The organism is Iamia sp. SCSIO 61187 (assembly GCF_019443745.1).
Classification (GTDB): domain Bacteria; phylum Actinomycetota; class Acidimicrobiia; order Acidimicrobiales; family Iamiaceae; genus Iamia.
The window spans coordinates 1188517-1207223 of record NZ_CP050948.1; the positions used below are offsets into that span (position 1 = coordinate 1188517).

The 18707-nt window shown below is 76.9% G+C and carries 17 protein-coding genes; 7 read left to right on the forward strand and 10 right to left on the reverse strand.

Going from position 1 to position 18707, the window contains the following annotated elements:
• Positions 1-50 precede the first annotated feature (50 nt).
• Positions 51-365: an HU family DNA-binding protein gene (locus tag HC251_RS05825; RefSeq protein ID WP_219944367.1), complete on the forward strand. Its 315-nt coding sequence runs from the start codon at positions 51-53 to the stop codon at positions 363-365.
• Between the two features lie 81 nt (positions 366-446).
• Here HC251_RS05825 and HC251_RS05830 read toward each other — a convergent pair whose 3' ends face one another.
• Positions 447-1085 carry a TetR/AcrR family transcriptional regulator gene (locus HC251_RS05830; RefSeq protein ID WP_219944368.1) on the reverse strand — a complete coding sequence of 213 codons (639 nt, stop codon included), beginning with the start codon at positions 1083-1085 and terminating at the stop codon, positions 447-449.
• Positions 1086-1163: 78 nt separating this feature from the next.
• Here HC251_RS05830 and HC251_RS05835 point away from each other — a divergent pair, with 78 nt between their 5' ends.
• Entirely contained in the window at positions 1164-2543 is a 1380-nt protein-coding gene (locus HC251_RS05835) for a carotenoid oxygenase family protein (protein WP_255566611.1), read from the forward strand.
• A gap of 15 nt (positions 2544-2558) precedes the next feature.
• Here the strand turns inward: HC251_RS05835 and HC251_RS05840 are convergent, their stop codons facing one another.
• The 7 genes from HC251_RS05840 to HC251_RS05870 all read right to left on the reverse strand — a co-directional run bounded on the left by HC251_RS05840 (position 2559) and on the right by HC251_RS05870 (position 10569).
• Complete coding sequence (locus HC251_RS05840; RefSeq protein ID WP_219944369.1) at positions 2559-3797, reverse strand: DUF2510 domain-containing protein; 1239 nt, start codon at positions 3795-3797, stop codon at positions 2559-2561.
• 88 nt (positions 3798-3885) lie between these two features.
• On the reverse strand, positions 3886-5535 hold the full coding sequence (locus HC251_RS05845) for a CocE/NonD family hydrolase (RefSeq protein WP_219944370.1): 1650 nt from the start codon (positions 5533-5535) through the stop codon (positions 3886-3888).
• A gap of 19 nt (positions 5536-5554) precedes the next feature.
• Entirely contained in the window at positions 5555-6295 is a 741-nt protein-coding gene (locus HC251_RS05850) for a PIG-L deacetylase family protein (protein WP_255566614.1), read from the reverse strand.
• The gene (gene cofC / locus HC251_RS05855; protein ID WP_219944371.1) at positions 6292-6903 is read right to left on the reverse strand and encodes a 2-phospho-L-lactate guanylyltransferase; all 612 of its coding nucleotides are present in this window, start codon (positions 6901-6903) and stop codon (positions 6292-6294) included. Before cofC ends, HC251_RS05850 begins: the two co-directional genes overlap by 4 nt.
• A gap of 23 nt (positions 6904-6926) precedes the next feature.
• Positions 6927-7856, reverse strand: coding sequence for a hypothetical protein (locus HC251_RS05860; RefSeq protein ID WP_219944372.1), 930 nt, complete (start codon positions 7854-7856; stop codon positions 6927-6929).
• Positions 7857-7879: 23 nt separating this feature from the next.
• On the reverse strand, positions 7880-9547 hold the full coding sequence (locus tag HC251_RS05865) for an iron ABC transporter permease (protein WP_219944373.1): 1668 nt from the start codon (positions 9545-9547) through the stop codon (positions 7880-7882).
• A complete protein-coding gene (locus tag HC251_RS05870) occupies positions 9538-10569 on the reverse strand; it encodes an extracellular solute-binding protein (protein ID WP_219944374.1) in 1032 nt (343 codons plus the stop codon). The genes HC251_RS05865 and HC251_RS05870 overlap by 10 nt, the downstream gene beginning before the upstream one ends.
• 123 nt (positions 10570-10692) lie before the next feature.
• Here HC251_RS05870 and HC251_RS05875 point away from each other — a divergent pair, with 123 nt between their 5' ends.
• From HC251_RS05875 to HC251_RS05895, 5 genes are read left to right on the forward strand one after another with little or no spacing between them, the layout of a single operon-like run.
• Positions 10693-11718: an ABC transporter ATP-binding protein gene (locus HC251_RS05875; protein ID WP_219944375.1), complete on the forward strand. Its 1026-nt coding sequence runs from the start codon at positions 10693-10695 to the stop codon at positions 11716-11718.
• Positions 11715-13079, forward strand: coding sequence for a hypothetical protein (locus tag HC251_RS05880; protein WP_219944376.1), 1365 nt, complete (start codon positions 11715-11717; stop codon positions 13077-13079). The genes HC251_RS05875 and HC251_RS05880 overlap by 4 nt, the downstream gene beginning before the upstream one ends.
• A 26-nt stretch (positions 13080-13105) precedes the next feature.
• A complete protein-coding gene (locus HC251_RS05885; protein ID WP_219944377.1) occupies positions 13106-14068 on the forward strand; it encodes a glycosyltransferase family 2 protein in 963 nt (320 codons plus the stop codon).
• The gene (locus HC251_RS05890) at positions 14065-15009 is read left to right on the forward strand and encodes a Gfo/Idh/MocA family protein (protein WP_219944378.1); all 945 of its coding nucleotides are present in this window, start codon (positions 14065-14067) and stop codon (positions 15007-15009) included. Before HC251_RS05885 ends, HC251_RS05890 begins: the two co-directional genes overlap by 4 nt.
• A 22-nt stretch (positions 15010-15031) precedes the next feature.
• Positions 15032-16558 carry an alkaline phosphatase family protein gene (locus tag HC251_RS05895; protein ID WP_219944379.1) on the forward strand — a complete coding sequence of 509 codons (1527 nt, stop codon included), beginning with the start codon at positions 15032-15034 and terminating at the stop codon, positions 16556-16558.
• Here HC251_RS05895 and HC251_RS05900 read toward each other — a convergent pair.
• Together HC251_RS05900 and HC251_RS05905 are read right to left on the reverse strand one after the other, a co-directional pair.
• On the reverse strand, positions 16555-17382 hold the full coding sequence (locus HC251_RS05900; RefSeq protein WP_219944380.1) for a glycosyltransferase family 2 protein: 828 nt from the start codon (positions 17380-17382) through the stop codon (positions 16555-16557). The two genes, HC251_RS05895 and HC251_RS05900, sit on opposite strands and share 4 nt — an antisense overlap.
• Complete coding sequence (locus HC251_RS05905) at positions 17379-18701, reverse strand: hypothetical protein (protein WP_219944381.1); 1323 nt, start codon at positions 18699-18701, stop codon at positions 17379-17381. Before HC251_RS05905 ends, HC251_RS05900 begins: the two co-directional genes overlap by 4 nt.
• Positions 18702-18707: the final 6 nt, after the last annotated feature.

Sequence of the window (18707 nt, forward strand, 5' to 3'; positions counted from 1 at the left end):
CAGGGAACGGACATCGTTCGATCCGACACCGATCTACAGGAGGTTGGCCCGTGGCCAACGTGACCAAGGCCGATTTCATCGCTCAGGTGGCCGCTCAGGCCGAGACTGACAAGACGACGGCCGCCGCTGTCATCAAGGCCTTCGAGGAGACCGTCCAGGCCACGGTCAAGAAGGGCGACACCATCGTCCTGACCGGCTTCCTCAAGTTCGAGCAGGGCCAGCGCAAGGCCGGCACCGCTCGCAACCCGCAGACCGGCGAGCCCGTGAAGACCAAGGCCAAGAAGTACCCCAAGGTCTCCGCCGGCACCTCGCTCAAGAAGATCGTCAACAACGAGAGCCCGGCGCCCAAGCTGAAGAAGGTCTGAGCGACCCGCTCGTCATCTGATCTGCGCTGAGGGAGGGCCTCCGGGCCCTCCCTCGTCGCGTCCGGAGACCCTCGGCGGGCGTCAGGTCGGGTCGGGGATGGAGGCGGCGGCCCGGGCCGGGTCGTCGCCGGCGCCGATCGCCATGCGCCGCCCCATGGAGGCGAGGGTGAGGGGGGCCTGGGCGGGGTCGGCCAGCCCCGCCCCCAGCTCGATGCAGCACAGGCCGTGGATCCCCGACCACAGCTCCAGGGCGAGCTGGTCGGCGGGGGTGGGGTCGAGCCGGCCGGCGTCGATCGCCCGCTGCACGGCGTCGACGAGCGTGAGGAAGGTGCCCAGGGCCTCGAGCTGGTCGTGGGCGTCGGTGAGGACCTCGGACACGTTGCGGCCGAACATGGCGGCGAAGAGGTGGGGGTCGTCGAGGGCCGAGCGGCGGTAGGCCCGCGACAGGGCGGCGATGTCGGCGACGGGGTCGTCGGTGGGAGGGACCTCGGCCAGGCGGGCGGCGAGGTGCCGGAACCCCTCGACGCACACGGCCCGGAGCAGCTCGGGCTTGCCGCCGAAGTGGGTGTAGACGGCCATGGTCGAGGTGCCGATCTCGCTCGCGACCCGCCGCACGCTCACGCCGTCGGGCCCGCCCTCGGCCAGCAGCCGGGCCGCGGCGGCGACCAGCCGGGTGCGGACGTCGGCGCCGTCGTCGGGGGTCCGGGCGGGGTCGGCCATCGTTGACATCCAACCACAACGCCGTTATGGTCCATGCACAACAGCGTTATGCCCCGTGCGGGCGCAGGAGGCAGTGCCATGGCCGTGCAGACCACCAACCCGTACCTCGAGGGGCCCTTCGCCCCGGTGGAGGAGGAGGTCACGGCCACGGACCTGGCCGTCGTCGGCACCCTGCCGGCCGACCTCGACGGCCGCTACCTGCGCATCGGGCCCAACCCGATGCGCCAGAACGTCCCCGACCCGGCGACCCACCACTGGTTCGTCGGCGACGGGATGGTCCACGGGCTCCGGCTCCGCGACGGGCGGGCCGAGTGGTACCGCAACCGGTGGGTCCGCTCCACCCGGGTGAGCGAGGCGTTGGGGGAGCCGCCGGCCCCCGGCGAGCGCCACGCCGGCATGGACACGGTCAACACCCACGTGATCGGCCACGCCGGCCGGACCCTCGCCCTGGTCGAGGCGGGCGCCCGCCCGGTCGAGCTCACCGACGAGCTCGAGACGGTGTGCCACACCGACCTCGACGGCACCCTCCCGAACGGGTTCACCGCCCACCCCAAGCGCGACCCCGAGACGGGCGAGCTCCACGCCATGGCCTACTTCTGGGGCCTCGACCACCTGCAGTACATCGTGGTCGGCACCGACGGGCGGGTCCGCAACGTCGAGCCCATCCCCGTCGACGACGGACCCATGGTCCACGACATGTCGCTCAGCGAGCGCTTCGCCGTGGCCTACGACCTGCCGGTCACCTTCGACATGGAGGTGGCGGCCCGCGGTGGAGGCTTCCCGTACAGCTGGAAGGACGGGCGCGCCGCCCGCATCGGCGTGCTGCCCCGGGAGGGCACGGCCGCCGACCTGCGTTGGTTCGAGGTCGACCCGTGCTACGTCTTCCACCCCCTCAACGCCTACGACGAGCCGGGCGTCGACGGGGGCGAGGGGCGGCTGGTGCTCGAGGTGATCCGCCACGACAGCACCTTCCGCGACGATCGCCAGGGCCCCGCCGACGCCCCGCCCACGCTGTGGCGCTGGACGCTCGACCTCGACCGCGGCACCGTCGCCGCCGAGCAGCTCGACGACCGCGGCCAGGAGTTCCCGCGGGTCGCCGAGAGCCACGTCGGGCGCAGGGCGCGCTACGGCTGGACGGCGGGGTTCGCCGTCGACCACCCGGGGTCCATCGGCGCCGGGTCGGAGATCATCCGCCACGACCTCGTGGCCGGGACCTCCGCCATCCACTCCGCCGGCGCCAGCCGGCAGGTGGGCGAGGCGGTGGCCGCGCCCCGCGCCGGCGCCACCGCCGAGGACGACGCCTGGCTCATGGCCCTGGCCCACGACCGCGACACCGACCGCGGCGAGCTGGTCGTGTGGGCCGCCGACGCCCCGGGCGAGGACCCGGTGGCCCGGATCCCGCTCCCGGTGCGGGTCCCGTTCGGGTTCCACGGCAGCTGGATCCCGACGCCCGCCTGATCGGCGCCCGGCGTCCTAGCCGGGGAGGCGGAACGGGATCTCCACCCGGTTGGGGCCGGTGTCGAACACCACCGCCCCGGGTTGGGTGCCGCCCACCACGAGGGTCCCCTCGGTGATGTCCGCCGGCACGGGGAAGGCGATGGCCACCCGGTCGGGCTCGGCCGCCAGGTCGACGGCGGCGACGGTCCCGGCCCCGGCCCGCAGACGCCAGACCTCGGGACCCAGGCCGGCCCGCACCAGCGGGGCGCCGGGACCGCGAGCCTCGGGCGGCCACGTGTAGGTCGTCCCGACGACGAGCCAGGCCTGCGCCGGGTCGGGGGGGACCTGGGTGCCGTCGGCCCCGTAGAAGTAGGCGAGGCGCACGACCCGCACCCCGACGGTGAGGCGGGCGGTCGGGCTCACCAGGCCGCCCTGGGCGAGCGAGAACACGAGCGGTCCCGACACGCCGACGTCGGCCTGGCGGGTGTCGCGCAGCAGGACCGATGCGGTGTCGTCGCCGCGGGCCCCGTCGACGAGCGACAGGCGCTGCACCACCTCGCCGGTCGTCACGACCAGGTCGACGGCGGCGTCCTCGGGCGCCGACAGCAGGTACCGCCCGGTGACGTCGGGGGCGTCCTCGTCGACCTCGGGGAGGGCCACGGGGTCCTCGCCCTCGACCTCGACGCGGACCACGTCGGTGGGCGGGGCGCCGGCGACCTCGCCGGGGCCCTGGGCCAGCTCGACGGCGAGGAGGCGCTCGCCCTCGGCCGGTCGGCGGGCCTCGTCGCCCCGGCCGATCGTCTCGGGCCGGGCCAGCCCGGTGACCGAGTAGCGGGCCCCGTGGGTGACGATGGAGGCGGCGCCCTCCGGGGCGGCCAGGTCGACCCCGACGAGGGCGTCGCGGCGCAGGAGCCCGGGCTCGGCCCGCCGCGGGGGCGGGACCTCGGGCCCGCCGCGGTCGTCGATCGCCCCCCGCCGGGTGGGGGCGGGGTCGTCGTCGCCCAGGACCGCGGTCGCCCCGAGGGCGAGCGCGGCGACACCGGCCAGGGCGACGGCGACCCGCCCGAGCGCCCGCGGCCGTCGGGGCCGGCGGCGCACGGGACGGGGGGTGATCTCCAGGACCGGCCACGGGTCCGGCTCCGCCGGGGCGGGCCGGTCGGTCGGGTGGGCGGCAGGGGCGGGGCGGCGCACCCGCTCGGTCCAGCCGCTGCCGTCCCACCAGCGCTGGGCCGAGGCGTCGGCGGGGTCTCGGTACCACCCGGGGGCCGGGGCCATGTCGGTGTCGCTCCCTCCGTCGCCGTCCGGGCGGTCGTGCGCCGCTGCCTACCCCGGCCGCCGGCGATCGACTCCTGCGGGGGAGCCGTCAGGTGGGGGTGAGGGCCCCGGTCGTGGGCAGCTCGAGCGACATCTCCGTCACGTCGACCGCGCCACCGAGCCGGGGCGTGGCGAAGGCCGGGGTGGTGGCCACGACCTGCAGGAGGATCTCGTCGCCGGCGGCGAGGTGGTGGGCGACGACCTCGAGGTCGATCTCCACCGTGTGCTCCTCGCCGTCGAGCTCGACCGGGACGGGCGTGATCTGGTTGCCCAGGACGAGGCCGGTCCCGGCGTCGACCAGCTGGGCGAAGAGCCGCGTCGGCTCGGGCCCCTCGGGGGTGGTGCCGGAGTAGGTGAGGGCGAGGTGGGGGGCGCCGAGGACGAGGGCGTCGCGGCGGGCGGTGACGGTCAGCTCCAGGGCCACGTCGGCCCGGGCGGGGGTGATGGGGCTGACCAGGCCGGTGAGGAGGTCGGCCGACACGGCGTCGACCAGGGGCCCCGCCGCGCTGGCCGTGGTGAGGGCGAGGGTGCCGCCGGCGGAGCCGGCGCCGATCGACCCGTCGGGCTCGCTCGGGTGGTCGTCGCCCGTCCACCGCTGGCCGTCCTGGTCGATGACGTCGACGACCGGGAGCTCGGCGGCCGTCGTGTCACCCCGCACGTGGCGGTCGAGCCAGGCGAAGGCGGCGTCGGTGACGTGGTCCGGGTCCCCGGCGTCGGTGAGGCAGGCGCCGTGGCCCCCGCAGTACCAGAGCATGGCGACCGGGACGTCGTTGGCCTGGAGGATCTCGAAGTTGGTGATCGCCTCGTGCAGGGTGAACAGCGTGTCGACCGTGCCGTGGACGAGGAGCGTCGGGGTGCGGATGGCCTCGACCAGGTCCCCCGGACCGCGATCGACGAACCACTGGCGGTCCTCGTCGCTGAGCGTGCCGGTCGCCAGCCCGGACTGCGCCGCGCTGGTGATGTGCGGGTCGAGGCTCGCCCCCGAGGCCACCGAGGTGAGCACGCCGGACCAGCCCGCCTTCACCGTCTCGTGGGGGTAGAGGCTGGTCTCGAGCGAGTGCCAGGCGATGTTCGGCACGAGGGCGTCGACCCGGCAGTCGATGGCGGCGAGGGTGAGCTGGATGCCACCGCCGTAGGACGCCCCGACCATGCCGACCCGGGGATCGCCGTCGGCGTCGGTCTCGGCCTCGGGCTGCTCGGCCACCCAGTCGAGGAGCACCTGGAGGTCGCGGCCCTCGGCCTCCGGGGCGTTGACGGTGGCGGTGCCGGTCGAGGCGCCGAAGCCCCGCGGGTCCCAGGTGAGGACGTTGTAGCCCCGCTCGTTCAACGCTCCGATCCCGAGGGCGCCGAGGATGGGGTTGCTCTCCTGCGATGTGTCGCCCGGCTGCGACCAACCCGGGCCCATGAGGATGGTCGGCACCGGTCGGACCAGGTTCCCCGGGTTGGGGAACCAGTGCGCCCGGATGGTCGTGCCGTCGAACGAGGTGACGTCGATGTCGCTGTCGACCCCGGCCACCGGCGCCGCCTCGACCTCGTCCATCGTCGCCCCCTGGTCGCAGGCCGCCTCGGTCGTGGCGGCGTCGGTCGTGGCGGCCGAGCCCACGGGGCCGGCCTCGTCGGCCGTGGCATCGCCCTCGTCCGACGAGCACCCGGAGACGATCAGGGCGGCGGTGGCGAGGAGGGCGAGGCGGCGGCGCACGGCGCCGCAACCTAGATGGTCACCGGTCGGTGGGGAGGCGGGCGAAGAGCTCGGCGGCGCCGCGGCCGACGACCCGGCCGGCGGTGGCGAGCTCGTCGCGGATGCGCCGCCGGAAGCGCTCCTGCTCGGCCCCGGCGTCGTCGGCGCTGACGAACATGGTCGACTCGTACTGGCTGCGGTGCGCCTCGAGGGCGGCGATCTTGGACTCGACGTGGCGGGCGTCGGCCGTCTCGGCGTGCCCGGCGACGTCGGCCTCGAAGAGCAGCAGGGCCCCGGGGCGGTGGTGGGGCAGACCGTGCTCGGGGAAGAAGTGGGGGTCGCGGGCGGCCACGAGGGCGTCGACCACGATCCGGCCGGCGGCGTGGTGGTCGGGGTGGAGGCGGTGACGGCGCCAGGGGTCGTGGCCGAGCAGGACGTCGGGGCGGAGCCGGCGGATCGCCCGGGCCACGTCGGAGACCGCCTCCCGGTCGGCGACCAGGTCGCCGTCGACCCGGCCCAGCAGCACCAGCTCGCCGGTGGCGCCCAGGGCCGCGGCCGCCTCGGCCTGCTCCTCCTGCCGGGTGGCCACGAGGGCGGCGATGTCGGCGTCGGCGTCCCAGGTCCCCTTGGACCCGTCGGTGCACACCAGCAGGGAGACCTCGGCCCCGGCCTCGGCCCAGCGGGCGAGGGTGGCGCCGGCGCCGAACTCGACGTCGTCGGGGTGGGCGCCGACGGCGAGCGCCCGGGCCGGCACCCCCAGGTCGCGGCTGGCGATGATCACCGGTCGCCGGCGCAGGCCGCGGCCGCGGCCAGGTCCTCGTCGGTGGGCAGCACCAGGTCGGCGGGGAGGTCGACGTCCCAGCCCAGGCGCGGGTCGTTCACCACCAGGGCGGCGAGGCCGAGCCGGGCGGCCTCGGCCCGGTGGCGGCCGAACGAACCCGGCCCGTAGGCGAAGCGGAACCCGCAGCCGGCGGGCAGGACGACGACGTTGGTGCCGTCGCCGTGGCGGTCGGGGACGAGGGTGATCGAGGTCGGTTCCCGCTCGCCGGGCTGGGCCAGCGACGCCAGCCCCCGGGCGAGGGGCAGGTCGGCGTGGGCCACGACGACACGGGTGGCGCCGGCGGCCTCCACGGTGCGGACCCCCGCCTCGACGGCGCCGTCGAGGCCGAGACCGGGCGTCCACGCCACCGCCACGCCGAGGCCGCGGGCCCAGGTGGCGACCTCGGTGTCGTCGCAGACCACGGTGACGGGCAGGGGCGCGGCGGCGTGGATCACCTGCTCGGCCATCGACCGGGCCAGCGCCGCCCGCGCCGCCGGGTCGAGCGCGGTGGCCAGCCGGCCTTTGGCGGCGTGGAACGCCTTGACCGGGATCACGACAGCAGCGCCCACACCGCGACGCTACCGGGAGCGGCTCATGCCTCGTCGATGACCTCTGCGAGCTTCTCGTCGGCGCGGGTGACGAGGTCCTCGAGGAAGCCCTCGTCGGGGTCCTCGGTCGCGAAGGTCTCCTGGTCGACCTCGCCGGTGGTGGTGATGCTGGCGAAGGTGCCGGAGCGCTCCCACAGCACGCCGAGGCTGACCGCCGAGATCTCGAACGGCTCGGTCAGCTCGACGGTGAGCTCGAGCGTCAGGCTGTCGTCGCCCACCTCGACCACGTCGTCCACGATCTCGAAGCCGATGGTCCCGACGCTCTCGCCGTCGTCGACGTCGATCTCCCCGCAGGTCTCCGCCACGTCGCGCACGAGGCCCAGGTCGGACGTCTCGCCCTGCGAGAGGGTGTGCTCGACCTGCTCGCCGGCGGGCCCGTCGAACTTGGCCTGGGCCTCGACGTCGGCGTTGCCCCCGCCGAAGAGCTCGGTCCCGGCCTCGTCGAGCTCGGTGATGAGGTCGAGGCACTCGTCGCTGGCGTCGAGCTCGTCGATGTCGAACTCGTCGTCGCTCTCCTCCGCCGTGTCCGCGGTGAAGCCGTCGCCGACGTCGCCCTCGGTGAGGAGGGCGTCCCGGAGCTGGGCCTCGGTGAGCTCGACGGTGTCGTCACCGTCGCGCGACAGGAGGATCAGCCCGCCCACGACGGCGATCAGCACCACCACGACGAGGGCGCTCATCAAGGCGATGAGCGGCCCCTTGGAGCCCTCCGACGACGATCCGCCGGAGGGGGGTGGGCCGCCGTAGCCGGGCGGGGCCCCCGGCGGCGGGCCGTAGCCACCGGGCGCGCCGGGGGGTGGGGCCCCGGGCGGCGGTCCGTAGCCGGGGGCGCCGGGGGGCGGTCCGTACCCGGGCGCACCGGGGGGTGGTCCGTAGCCGGGGGCTCCCGGGGGCGGTGGGGGCGGCGGGTAGGACATGTCGCAGACGGTACCGGCCGGGGCTAGGGCGAGGCGGCGCCGTCGGTGCGCATGGACCGGACCAGGAGGATGACGGGCACCAGCCCGGCCACGACGATGAGCAGGGCGGGCAGGGCGGCGGCGTCGAGCCGGGAGTCCTTGGTCGCCTCGTAGACGGTGATGGCCAGGGTGTCGCGCCCCAGGGGACGGAGGAGGGCGGTCGCCGGGAGCTCCTTCATCACCTCGACCAGGACCAGCAGGGCGGCGGTGAGCAGGCCGGGGCGGAGGAGGGGCAGGTGGACGTCGGCCAGGACCCGGGCCCGGTCGGCGCCCAGGGCCCGGGCGGCGTCGTCGAGGTCGGTGCTGATGCGGCCCATGCGCGCCTCGATGGAGAAGAAGGCCAGGGCGTGGAAGCGGACCGTGTAGGCGAGGACGAGGCCGAGGATGGTGCCGGTGACGAGCAGCCCGACGTCGCGCCCGGCGCTCTCGGCCAGGTCGACCACCCGCCGGTCGAACCACACCAGCGGCCCGTACACGGCGACGGCGACGACGGTGCCGGGCACGGCGTAGCCCACCGTCGCCAGGCGGGCCAGGAGCCCGCCGGCACGGGAGCGGCTGCCCCGCTTGCCGTAGGCGACGAGGGTGGCCGTCGAGACCGCCACCAGCACCGTCACCCCGCCGAGGAGGAGCGTGTGCCGGGTGGCGGCCCACATGTCCCCGGTGGTCTCGCCGGCGTCGAGCGTCTCCACCGACCACGCCGCCAGCTGCACGACGGGGAGGGCGAACACGGTGGCGAGGAGGGCGAACCCGGGCACCGCGGCCACGGCGCCGCGGACGCCGTGGAGGCGCCGGGGGACGACGGCGTCGCCCCGCCCGAGGGCCTGGTGGTAGCGGGCCCGGCCCCGCAGGGCCCGCTCGATGGTGACCATGGTGAGGGCCAGGCCGACGAGCACGGTGGCCAGCTGGAGGGCGGCGTCGCGGTCGAAGGCGCCGTTCCACACCCGGTAGATGGCGTTCGGGAGGGCCTGCACGCCGAGCAGGTCGACGGTGCCGAAGTCGGCCAGCGCCTCCATGATCGCCAGGGCGGCGCCGGCGGCGAGGGCCGGGCGGGCCAGGGGGAGGGCGACCTGGCGGACCGCCTGGCCGTAGCTGCGCCCCATCCCCCGGGCGGCCTCGAGGGCCTGGCGCGACTGGCCGAGGAAGGCGCTGCGCCCCAGCACGTAGACGTAGGGGTAGAGCACGCCGGTGAGGATGGCGATGGCCCCGCCCGAGGTGCGCAGGCCCGGGATGTCGAGGCCGTTGCCGAGCAGGTTCGACTGCAGGGCGTTGCCCCGGCCGTACTGGGCGAGGAGGACGAACGTCAGCACGTAGCCGGGCATGGCCATGGGGAGCACGAGGGCCCAGTCGAGGACGCGGCGGCCCGGGAAGTCCCAGAACGACACCAGCACCGCCAGGCCCCCGCCGACGACGAGGGTGCCGAGGCCGACCCCCAGCCCGAGGAGGATGCTGGTGCGGAGGGCGTCGGGCAGCAGCGACCGGGCGATCGGGTCGCCTCCACCCAGGAAGCTGGCCGGCAGGGCGACGAGGGGCCCGACGACGAGGAGGGCGACGAGCCCGCCGACGACTGTCCAGCCCCCGACTCGGGGCCCGTCCGGCGGGCGGCCGGGCGCCGCCGAGGACGGGACCTCGGGGAGGGTCTCGGCTAGGGCCACCCGACGTCGACCATGAGCGCCACGGCGTCGTCCAGGAGCGGACCGGCCTCGTCGGCGACGATCGGGTCGGTCTCCACGTCGGCCCAGTCGGCGATGTGCGCCGGCGGGGGCACGTCGGGGTTGGCCGGGAACTCGCTGCCCTCGACCACGTGGCCCTCGGCCGCCGCCGAGGTCATGAACTCGAGCAGCTCGACGGCCATGTCGTAGTGGTCGGTCCCGGCGACGACGCCGAGGCCGGACACGTTGGCGTGGGCGCCGGCCCCGTCCTGGTCGGGCCAGGCCGGGGCGACCGGGAAGTCGGGGTCGTCCAGCAGGATCCGCCCGAGGTAGTAGTGGTTGGACAGGCCGAGGTCGCAGTCGCCGTCGGCGATGATCTGGAGCATCTCGCCGTCGGTGGGGATGATGTCGGGGTCGTTGGCCATCCAGGACTCGAGCAGCGCCCGGGTGGCGGCCTCGCCCCGCTTGGCGATCATGTCGGCGACGAGCGACTGGTTGTACTCGTTGGTCGAGGTGCGGAGGCAGGTGCGCCCGGCGTACTGGGGGTCGCCCAGCGCCTCGTAGCCGGTGACGCTGGCCGGGTCGATGGCGTCGGTGTTGACGACCGGGACCCGGAGCCGGGTGCTGATGGCCCACCAGGTGCCGTCGGGGTCGTGCAGGTCCTCGGGGATGTTGGCCTCGAGGGTGGCGGTGGTCGAGGGCTGGAGCAGCCCGGCGTCCTCGGCCCGCCACAGGTTGGCCATGTCGGTGGTGATCAGCACGTCGGCGGGGGTGTCGTCGCCCTCGCTGCGGAGCCGCTCGAACAGCTCGGGCCCGGTGCCGCCCCGCAGCCGGACCTCGATCCCGGTGGCCTCGGTGAAGTCCTCGAAGACCTGCTCGTCGCCGTAGTGGGACCGGCCGTTGTAGACGACCAGCGTGCGACCGTCGTCGCCCGAGGTGGCCACGGCCCCCACGACCACGGCCGCCACCACCACGACCACGATCACGGGGAGGGGCCAGCGACGGCGGATGAGCGACGAGAGCATGCGGTGCGCCAGTGTAGGGAGTAGGCATCCCGAACACGTAGCGGGGGGCGGGCCGATGACGGCGGTCAGGGCTGTCTGCCGCTGGGCGTCGGGTCCCCCGAGGGCTGCGAGTACGGTCACCACGTGACCTCCGGTGCCCCGGCCATCCGCGCCCTCGGCGTGCAGAAGCGCTTCGGGACGAGCGTGGCCCTCGACGAGGTCGACCTGGTGGTCGAGAAGGGGGCCCTCGTCGCCCTCCTGGGCCCCAGCGGGTCGGGCAAGACGACGCTGCTGCGGATCATCGCCGGGTTCGAGGCCCCCGACGCCGGCACCGTGGAGGTCGGCGGGCGGGTGATGGCCGGCCCGGGCACGTGGGTCGAGCCCGACCGGCGGCGCGTCGGCATGGTGTTCCAGGACGGCGCCCTGTTCCCCCACCTCACCGTGGACGGCAACGTCGGCTTCGGCCAGCCCGACCCGGCCCGGGCGGGGGCCGCCCTCGAGCTGGTCGGGCTGGCCCACCGGGGGCGCTCCTACCCGCACGAGCTGTCGGGCGGTGAGCGCCAGCGGGTCGCCCTGGCCCGGGCCCTGGCGATGGACCCGGAGGTCGTGCTCCTCGACGAGCCCTTCGCCGCCCTCGACGCCGGGCTCCGGGCCTCGCTCCGCGAGGAGGTGGCGGCCATCCTCCGGGCCGCCGGCGCCAGCGCCCTGCTCGTCACCCACGACCAGCAGGAGGCCATGTCGATGGCCGACGAGCTGGTGGTCATGCGGGCCGGTCGGGTCGAGCAGGCCGGCCCGCCCGACGAGGTCTACGCCCACCCGGCGACCCGGTGGTCGGCCCAGTTCCTCGGCGCCGCCGACGTGCTGGCCGGGGTCGCCTCGGGGGGCGAGGTCACCTGCGAGCTGGGCCGCTTCCCGGCCGAGGCCGACCTCGACGGTCCCGTCGACGTCGTCGTCCGCCCCGAGTCGGTGGCCCTCGCCGGGGAGGGCGGTGGACCCGAGGCCGTGGTCGTGGGGCGCTCCTTCTACGGCCACGACCAGCTCGTCCGGCTCGAGCTGGCCAGCGGGCTCGTCGTGCAGAGCCGGGTCGACGGCACCGCCGCCTGGCGGCCGGGCGATGCCGTCCGCCTGCGGGTGGTCGGGCCGGTGAGCGTCCTCGCCCCCGGGGGGTGAGGACGGGGCTGGTCGTCGCCGGCGGGTGCGTGGGCCTGGCCGCCGCGTCCCTCGTCCTCCCGGCGACCAACGGCTACGACCCGTGGGCGTGGCTCGTGTGGGGCCGCGAGGCCGGGCGGTTGCACCTCGACACCACCGGCGGGCCGTCCTGGAAGCCGCTGCCCGTCCTCGTCACCACCGTGCTGTCGGTCGCCGGACGGGCCGCCCCCGCCCTGTGGCTGCTGGTGGCCCGGGCCGCCGGGCTGGCGGCCGTGGTGGGCTGCTACCGCCTGGCGGCGCGCCGGGCCGGGCCGGTGGCCGGCGTCGTGGCCGGCGGGCTCTTGGTCCTCACCCCCGACGGCGACCCCCGCTACCTGCGGCTGGTGCTCGAGGGCCACACCGCCCCGGCCACCGCCGCCCTCGCCGTGTGGGCCGTCGAGCGCCACCTCGCCGGGCGCCCCGCCCCGGCGTTGGCCCTCCTCACCGCCCTCGCCCTGGACCGGCCCGAGGCGTGGCCGTTCCTCGGCCTCTACGGCCTCTGGTGCGGGCGGCGCGGCCTCGTCCCGTGGGCGTGGGTGGCGGCCGCGGGGGCGGCGGTGCCGGTCCTGTGGTTCGGCGGGGACCTGTGGGGCTCGGGCGACCTGGTGCACGGCGCCGGGGTGGCCCAGGTGTACGCCGACGACCCCGACCGCCTGGGCGACGCCCTCCGCCGCGTCGGTGAGGTGGTGGCCGGTCCGACGTGGGTGGCGGCGCTGGTCGCGGTGGTCGTGGCCCTGCGGGCCCGCCACCGCGTCGACCTGGCCCTGGCGGCCGGCGCCGTCGCCTACGCCGCCGTGGTCGTGGCCATGAGCGCGGCCCTGGGCTACGCCGCCGTGGGCCGCTTCCTCCTGCCGGCGGCCGCCCTGCTCTGCGTGCTCGCCGGCATCGGGGTCGGGCGCCTCGTCGCCCGGGCCCCGTCGGGGGCGACGCAGGCCGGGGTCGCGGCCGTGGTCCTGCTGGTCGCCGGCCCCTTCCTCGCCCCCCGGGCGACGGCGCTCGGGGACGAGCTCCGGCGCATCGGCGATCGGGACCGCTTCGAGGAGGAGGTCGAGCGGGCCCTGGCCGCCGCCGGCGGCCCCGAGGTGGTGACGGCGTGCCGCCGGGTGGCGGTCGACGAGGACAGCCCGGCCCGGACGGCGCTGGCCTGGATGCTCGACGTCCCCCTGCACGAGACGAAGCGGGCCCTCCTCGACCGGCCCGGGGTCGTCTTCGACCGCCGGGGCACCCCGACGGCCCTGGTCCTGGAGGCGTCCACCGACCCCGACGTCGTCGTCCTGGCCCGCACGGCGGACTGGCTGGTGGTCTCGGTCGGTTGCCGGGCCGCCGCGGGGGCCGATGGGTAGGCCGGCCTAACGTCTAGGGTCCGGAGGTGGTCGCCCTGACGGTCGTCGTCCCCGCAACCGATGGTCCGGCGACCCTCACGCGCTGCCTGGCGGCGATGGCCCGGGCCGACGACGGGCCCGACCAGCTCGTCGTGGTCGACGGTCCGCCCGAGCTCACCGTGACCGAGGCCCGGAACCGGGGCGTCGATCGGGCCACGGGGGACGTCGTGGTGTTCGTCGACGCCGACGTCGAGGTCCACCCCGACGCCTTCCGCCGGGTGCGGGCCGCCTTCGCCGACCCCGGGCTCACCGCCGTCTTCGGCTCCTACGACGACCGGCCCCCGGCCCCCGGCGTGGTGTCCGCCTTCCGGAACCTCCTGCACCACCACGTGCACCAGACCAGCGCCGGTCCGGCGGCCACGTTCTGGACCGGCCTCGGCGCCGTCCGACGGTCCGCCTTCGCCGCCGTCGGCGGCTTCGACGAGGGGCGCTACCCCCGCCCGTCGGTCGAGGACATCGACCTCGGGCACCGCCTCGCCGCCGGCGGGGCCCGGATCCGCCTCGACCCCGACCTCCAGGGCACCCACCTCAAGCGGTGGACCCTCCGCTCCATGCTCTGGACCGACTTCGCCCGCCGGGGGGTCCCGTGGGTGGGCCTGCTCGTCCGATCGCCCCGGCCCGCGCTCTCGCTCAACCTGGGCTGGCGCCACCGGGTCAGCGCCGGCCTGTGCCTCGCCGCGCTGGTCGCCGTCGTGGTCGGGGAGGTGCTCCTCGCCGGGCTCGGGGTGGCCGGGCTGCTGGCCTGCAACGCCGCCTTCTACGCCCTGCTCGTCCGGCGCCAGGGCCTCCTCCGGGCCGCGGCCGGCGTCGGGCTCCACGCCCTGCACCACCTGGTCGCGGTGGCGGCCCTGCCCGTGGGGGTGGCGGCGGCGCTGGTCGACGCCGTCGGGTCGCGCGGTCGGCGGTCCGTCGTCCTGGCGGCGCCGCGGGAGGCGACGTCGATCCCGTGACCCCGGCCCGCATCGGTCTCGTCGGCTGCGGCCGCCTCGCCACCGTCGGGTACGCCCCGGCGTCGCGCGCCGCCACCGGCATCGAGCTGGTCGCCGTCGCCGACCCCGACCACCGGCGCCGGGCCGAGGTGCTCGCCGCCCACGGCGGCCTGCGGTCCGGTCGGGTCATGGCGTTCCGCTCGGCGGCCGACCTGCTCGCCGCCGTCGAGGTCGACGCCCTCGTGCTGGCCACGCCCGCCCCCCTGCACGTGGCCGATGCGGCCCGGGCGGTGACGCTCGGCGTGCCCGTCCTGGTCGAGAAGCCCCCGGCCGAGGACGTCGGCGGGGCCCGGGCCCTGGCCGCCCTCGACCCGGCGCCGTGGGTCGGCTTCAACCGCCGCTTCGACGCCGGCGCCCGGGCCGTGCGCGACGCCGTGCCGGCGGCGGGCGACCTGCACGTCACCCTCGTCCTGTCCTACCGCCGGCGGAGCTGGGGCGCCCACGTGGCCCACGACGACGCCCTGCTCGACCTGGGCCCCCACCTCGTCGACTGGGCCCGGTGGCTGACCGGCGCCGAGGTCGAGACGGTGACGGCGACCGAGGTCGGCCCCGAGCGCGCCGCCCTGGAGCTGGCCACCGACCGCGGGCCGGTGCGCATCTGGGCCCGCGCCGACGGCATCCACCGCGAGGCCATCGACGTCCGCGACGGGCACGGTCGCGCCGTCGCCCAGCACGTCGTGGGCGGCCCGCTCGGGGCCGTGCGGGGTCGCCTCCAGCGCGGCCCCCACCCCCTCGTCCGGTCGCTGACCGCCCAGCTCGAGGCGCTCGGGCGGGCCGTCGCGGGCCACGCCGAGCCCGACCTCGGCACCGCCGCCGACGGCGTGGCGGCCATGGCCGTCATCGACGCCGCCCGGGCGTCCCACGCCACCGGCGGCGAGGCTGTCGCCGTCGCGCCCTCCTGACCCCCACCTCGGAGCCCCTGCCGTGCTCGCCATCCTCCAGTTCGACGCCGCCAGCGCCTCGGTGCTGCGCCGCCTCCTCGCCGACGACCGGCTGCCGGCCCTCGCCGGGCTGCGCCAGCGCGGCATCTGGCACGAGCTCGACGCCCCGGCCACCCAGTTCGCGGCCGGGGCCCAGCACACGCTCTACAGCGGGGTCGAGCTGGGCGAGCACGGGCTCTTCTACCCGTTCCAGTGGGACCCGGAGGAGCAGCGGGTGCACTACATGGCCCACTTCCCGGCCCCGCCGCCGGTGTGGGAGGAGCTCGGTCGCCGGGGGGCCCGGACCCTCGCCGTCGACCCCTACGAGAGCCGGGCGCCCGAGGTCTCGCCGCCCGGGGCCCTGGTGTGCGGGTGGCAGCTGCACGACCGGGTCGTGCTCCAGCGGTGGGACGCGCCGGGCGGGCTCCACGATCGGCTGGCCCGGCTCTTCGGCCCGCCCGAGCCGGTCGACGAGGTCTTCGGCCGCCACTCCGTCGGCGAGATGCTCGCCCTCCGCCGGCGCCTGCTCGGGGCCCCCGGTCGGGTGGCCGAGGCGGCCCGGCTGCTGCTGCCCGAGGACGACCACGACCTGGCCTGGCTGACCTTCTGCGCCGCGCACGTCGCCGGCCACCAGTTCTGGGACCTCTCCCAGCTCGACGCCGACGACCTCGACGACGCCGCCGCCCGGGTGCTGGGCTCGACGCTCGACGACGTCTACATCGCCGTCGACACCGCCATCGGTCGGGTCGTGGCCGCCCTGCCCCCCGACGCCGACGTCATGGTCGTCTCACCGGTGGGCATGGAGGTGAACACGAGCCGCGCCGACCTGCTGCCCGAGATGCTGCGCGCCATCCTCGACCCCGCCCCCGCCGCGACGACCCCCGACGACGGCGGGTCGGATGGGGCCGGCGCCATCTGGAGGCTGCGGGCGGCGCTGCCCAGCGGGCTGCGGGCCACCGTGGCCGGCGCCCTGCCCGAGAAGGTGGCGCTCGACCTCACCGCCCGGCTGGAGATGCGCGGCATGGACTGGGGTGCGACCCGGGCCTTCGCCCACCCGGCCGAGAACCAGGGCTACGTCCGGCTCAACCTCCAGGGCCGCGAGCGCGACGGGGTGGTGCCGCCGTCGCAGGCCGACGCCCTCCTGGACGAGATCGCCGACGGGATCCGCACGTTCCGGGGCCTGGACGGCTCGGACGCGGTGCGCTCGGTCGAGCGGGTGCGCGACCTGTTCCCGTCTGGCGACCGGGCCCACCTGCTGCCCGACCTCATCGTGAAGTGGGTCGACACGCCGGCCACGCACCTCGACGGGCTGCGCTCGGAGCGGTTCGGCACCGTGCTGCGCCACGGCGTGGGCAGCGGTCGGTCGGGCAACCACACCGAGGGCGACGCCTGGGCCCTGGTCGTGCCGGGCGCCTCCCGCCACGCCCCCCTCGTCCGCCCGCCCCGGCTGGAGGACGTGGCCGCCACCGCCGCCGCCCTCGCCGGCGGCGACCCGACCACCATGGCCGGCACCCCCCTGCTCGACCCCTAGGACGATCGGCGGCGGGTCGCCTCGGCCACCAGGCCCCAGGCGGTGGCCACCTGGGCCACGACGACGAGAGCCCCGGCGCGGGGGCCGGCGGCGACGCCCGTGCGCAGGAGGGTGACGAAGAAGCGGGCGGGCTGGCGGCCCCGGCCGCCGTGGAAGCGGTGGGCGCCCCGCCCGTAGCGGGCCTGCTGGCGCCAGAAGGTGCGCAGGGTCAGGTCCTGGTGGTGGTCGACGGCGGCGTCGGGCGCCCACGCCAGGGCGACCCCGGCGGCGGCGAGGCGGGCGCACCAGTCCCGGTCCTCGCCGGCGGCGAGCGGGTACTCCTCGTCGAAGGGCACCCGCTGGTGCACCGCGGCCCGGACGGCGACGTTGCTGGTCGGCCCGAAGCCGACGGTGCCCGCCTCCCGGTCGAGCGTCGCGGCGGTGAGGTGGTTGGTGACGATCTGGGCGGCGGTGGCGACGGGGGACCGGGGGCGGCCGTTGCGCGTCGGCCCGGCCACGGCCTCGGCGCCGGCCTCGGCCCGCCGGCGCAGCGCCCCCACCCAGCCCGGGACGGGTCGGCAGTCGTCGTCGGTGAAGCACACGAGGTCCCCCGTGGCCGCCTGGGCCCCCAGGTTGCGGGCCGCCGCCGGCCCCCGTCCCTCGCCCCGCACCAGGCGGACGCCCGGGTGGCGGTCCACCACGGCGGCGACGGCGGCGGCGTCGCGCGACCCGTCGTCGACCACGACCACCTCGACGTCCTCCGCCGTCTGGGCCGCCAGGGCGGCGAGGCACGCGCCCAGGGCGGTGGGCCGGTCCCGGGTCGGCACGACCACGCTGGCCCTCACGTGGCGACCACGGCGACGGCCAGGACCAGGGCCGCGCCGCCGAGCCCGAGGCCGAGGAGGCGGACCGTGGCCGCCCCGGGGAGCAGGCGAGCCGACGCCAGCGCCCCGGCCGCGGCCCCGGCCAGGGCGGCGGCGGTCCCGCCCGCGGCCCCCCAGGCCGGGACCGCGACCGCGGCCGTGGCCGCGAAGGCCACGACCGCGGCCAGGCCGGCCCCGGCCGATGCCTCGGCCCGCACGCGCAGGGCCGAGACCTGCACGAACAGGGCGTTGAGCGGGGCCAGGGCGACCAGGGCCAGCGCCGGGGCGAAGGCCCGGGCGGCGTCGCCGTAGTCGGGGCCGAAGACGGCCGGCACCAACCGGTCGAGGAGCAGGGCGCCGACGACGAGAGCCGGCACCAACGTCGCCGTCAGGGCCCCGGCCAGGCGGCGGAGGACGACCTCGGGCTCGGCGTGGTCCGGGCCGCCCTCGGCCAGGTGGGGGAGGGTGACGGTGAACGCCTGGAGGACGGCGTAGGTCGCCCCCAGGGCGATGCCCACGGCGAGGGCGGCGTAGCCCGACTCCGTCGCCCCCGCACCGAGCACGGCGACGGCCAGCACCCCGCCCCGCTGGGAGACCTGCACCAGCGCGGCCCCCGTCGCCTGGAGGGCGCCGAAGCGGACGGCGCCCGGGGGCACCGCGACCGGGGCGCCGGCGCCCCGCAGGAGCGGCAGGCACACCGCCGCCCCGAAGGCGACGGCGGCCACGGCCGCCACGACGAGGGCGGCGATGGCGCCGGTCGGGCCGGCGGCCTCGTGCAGGACCAGGACGGCGACGATCAGCACGGCGTTCTGGAGCGGCCAGCGGGCGCTCCAGGCCCCGGTCCGACCCAGGCCGAGGGCCGTCTGGAGCAGGAGGGCGGCGGCCACGTTGAGGGCCAGGGCGACGGCCACGGCGGCGGTGGCGAGCGGGGGCAGGCGGTCCGGGGCCATCGCGACGGCCCCGGCGGCGGCGATCGCCATCACCGCCAGCTGCACGGCCCGGCCCCGCGCCAACCGGGCCCCGAGGGCGCGGGCCAGGGCGACCCGCTCGGCCGGGGGCGCGGCCGGGACGTAGCGGGCCATCAGCGTCGGACCGCCGAGGGTCAGGGCCAGGGCCCCAAGGGTGACCACCGTGAGCGGCACGGCGAAGCGGCCGTAGGCGGTCGGCCCCAGCGCCCGCGGGACGACCGTGGCCAGGAGCACCAGCGTCACCATCTCGGCCGCCTTGCCGGCGAGGCTGCCGGCCACCGCCCGCTGCAGCCGCGTCCCCCGGGCCGGGGTGATCGAGGGCGCGGCGCTCACGGCCGC

Coding starts and splice junctions, on each gene's coding strand:
- HC251_RS05830 (WP_219944368.1), bottom strand. CDS start 1,085: ATGGCCGACCCCGCCCGGACCCCCGACGACGGCGCCGACGTCCGCACC.
- HC251_RS05835 (WP_255566611.1), top strand. CDS start 1,164: ATGGCCGTGCAGACCACCAACCCGTACCTCGAGGGGCCCTTCGCCCCG.
- HC251_RS05840 (WP_219944369.1), bottom strand. CDS start 3,797: ATGGCCCCGGCCCCCGGGTGGTACCGAGACCCCGCCGACGCCTCGGCC.
- HC251_RS05860 (WP_219944372.1), bottom strand. CDS start 7,856: ATGTCCTACCCGCCGCCCCCACCGCCCCCGGGAGCCCCCGGCTACGGA.
- HC251_RS05870 (WP_219944374.1), bottom strand. CDS start 10,569: ATGCTCTCGTCGCTCATCCGCCGTCGCTGGCCCCTCCCCGTGATCGTG.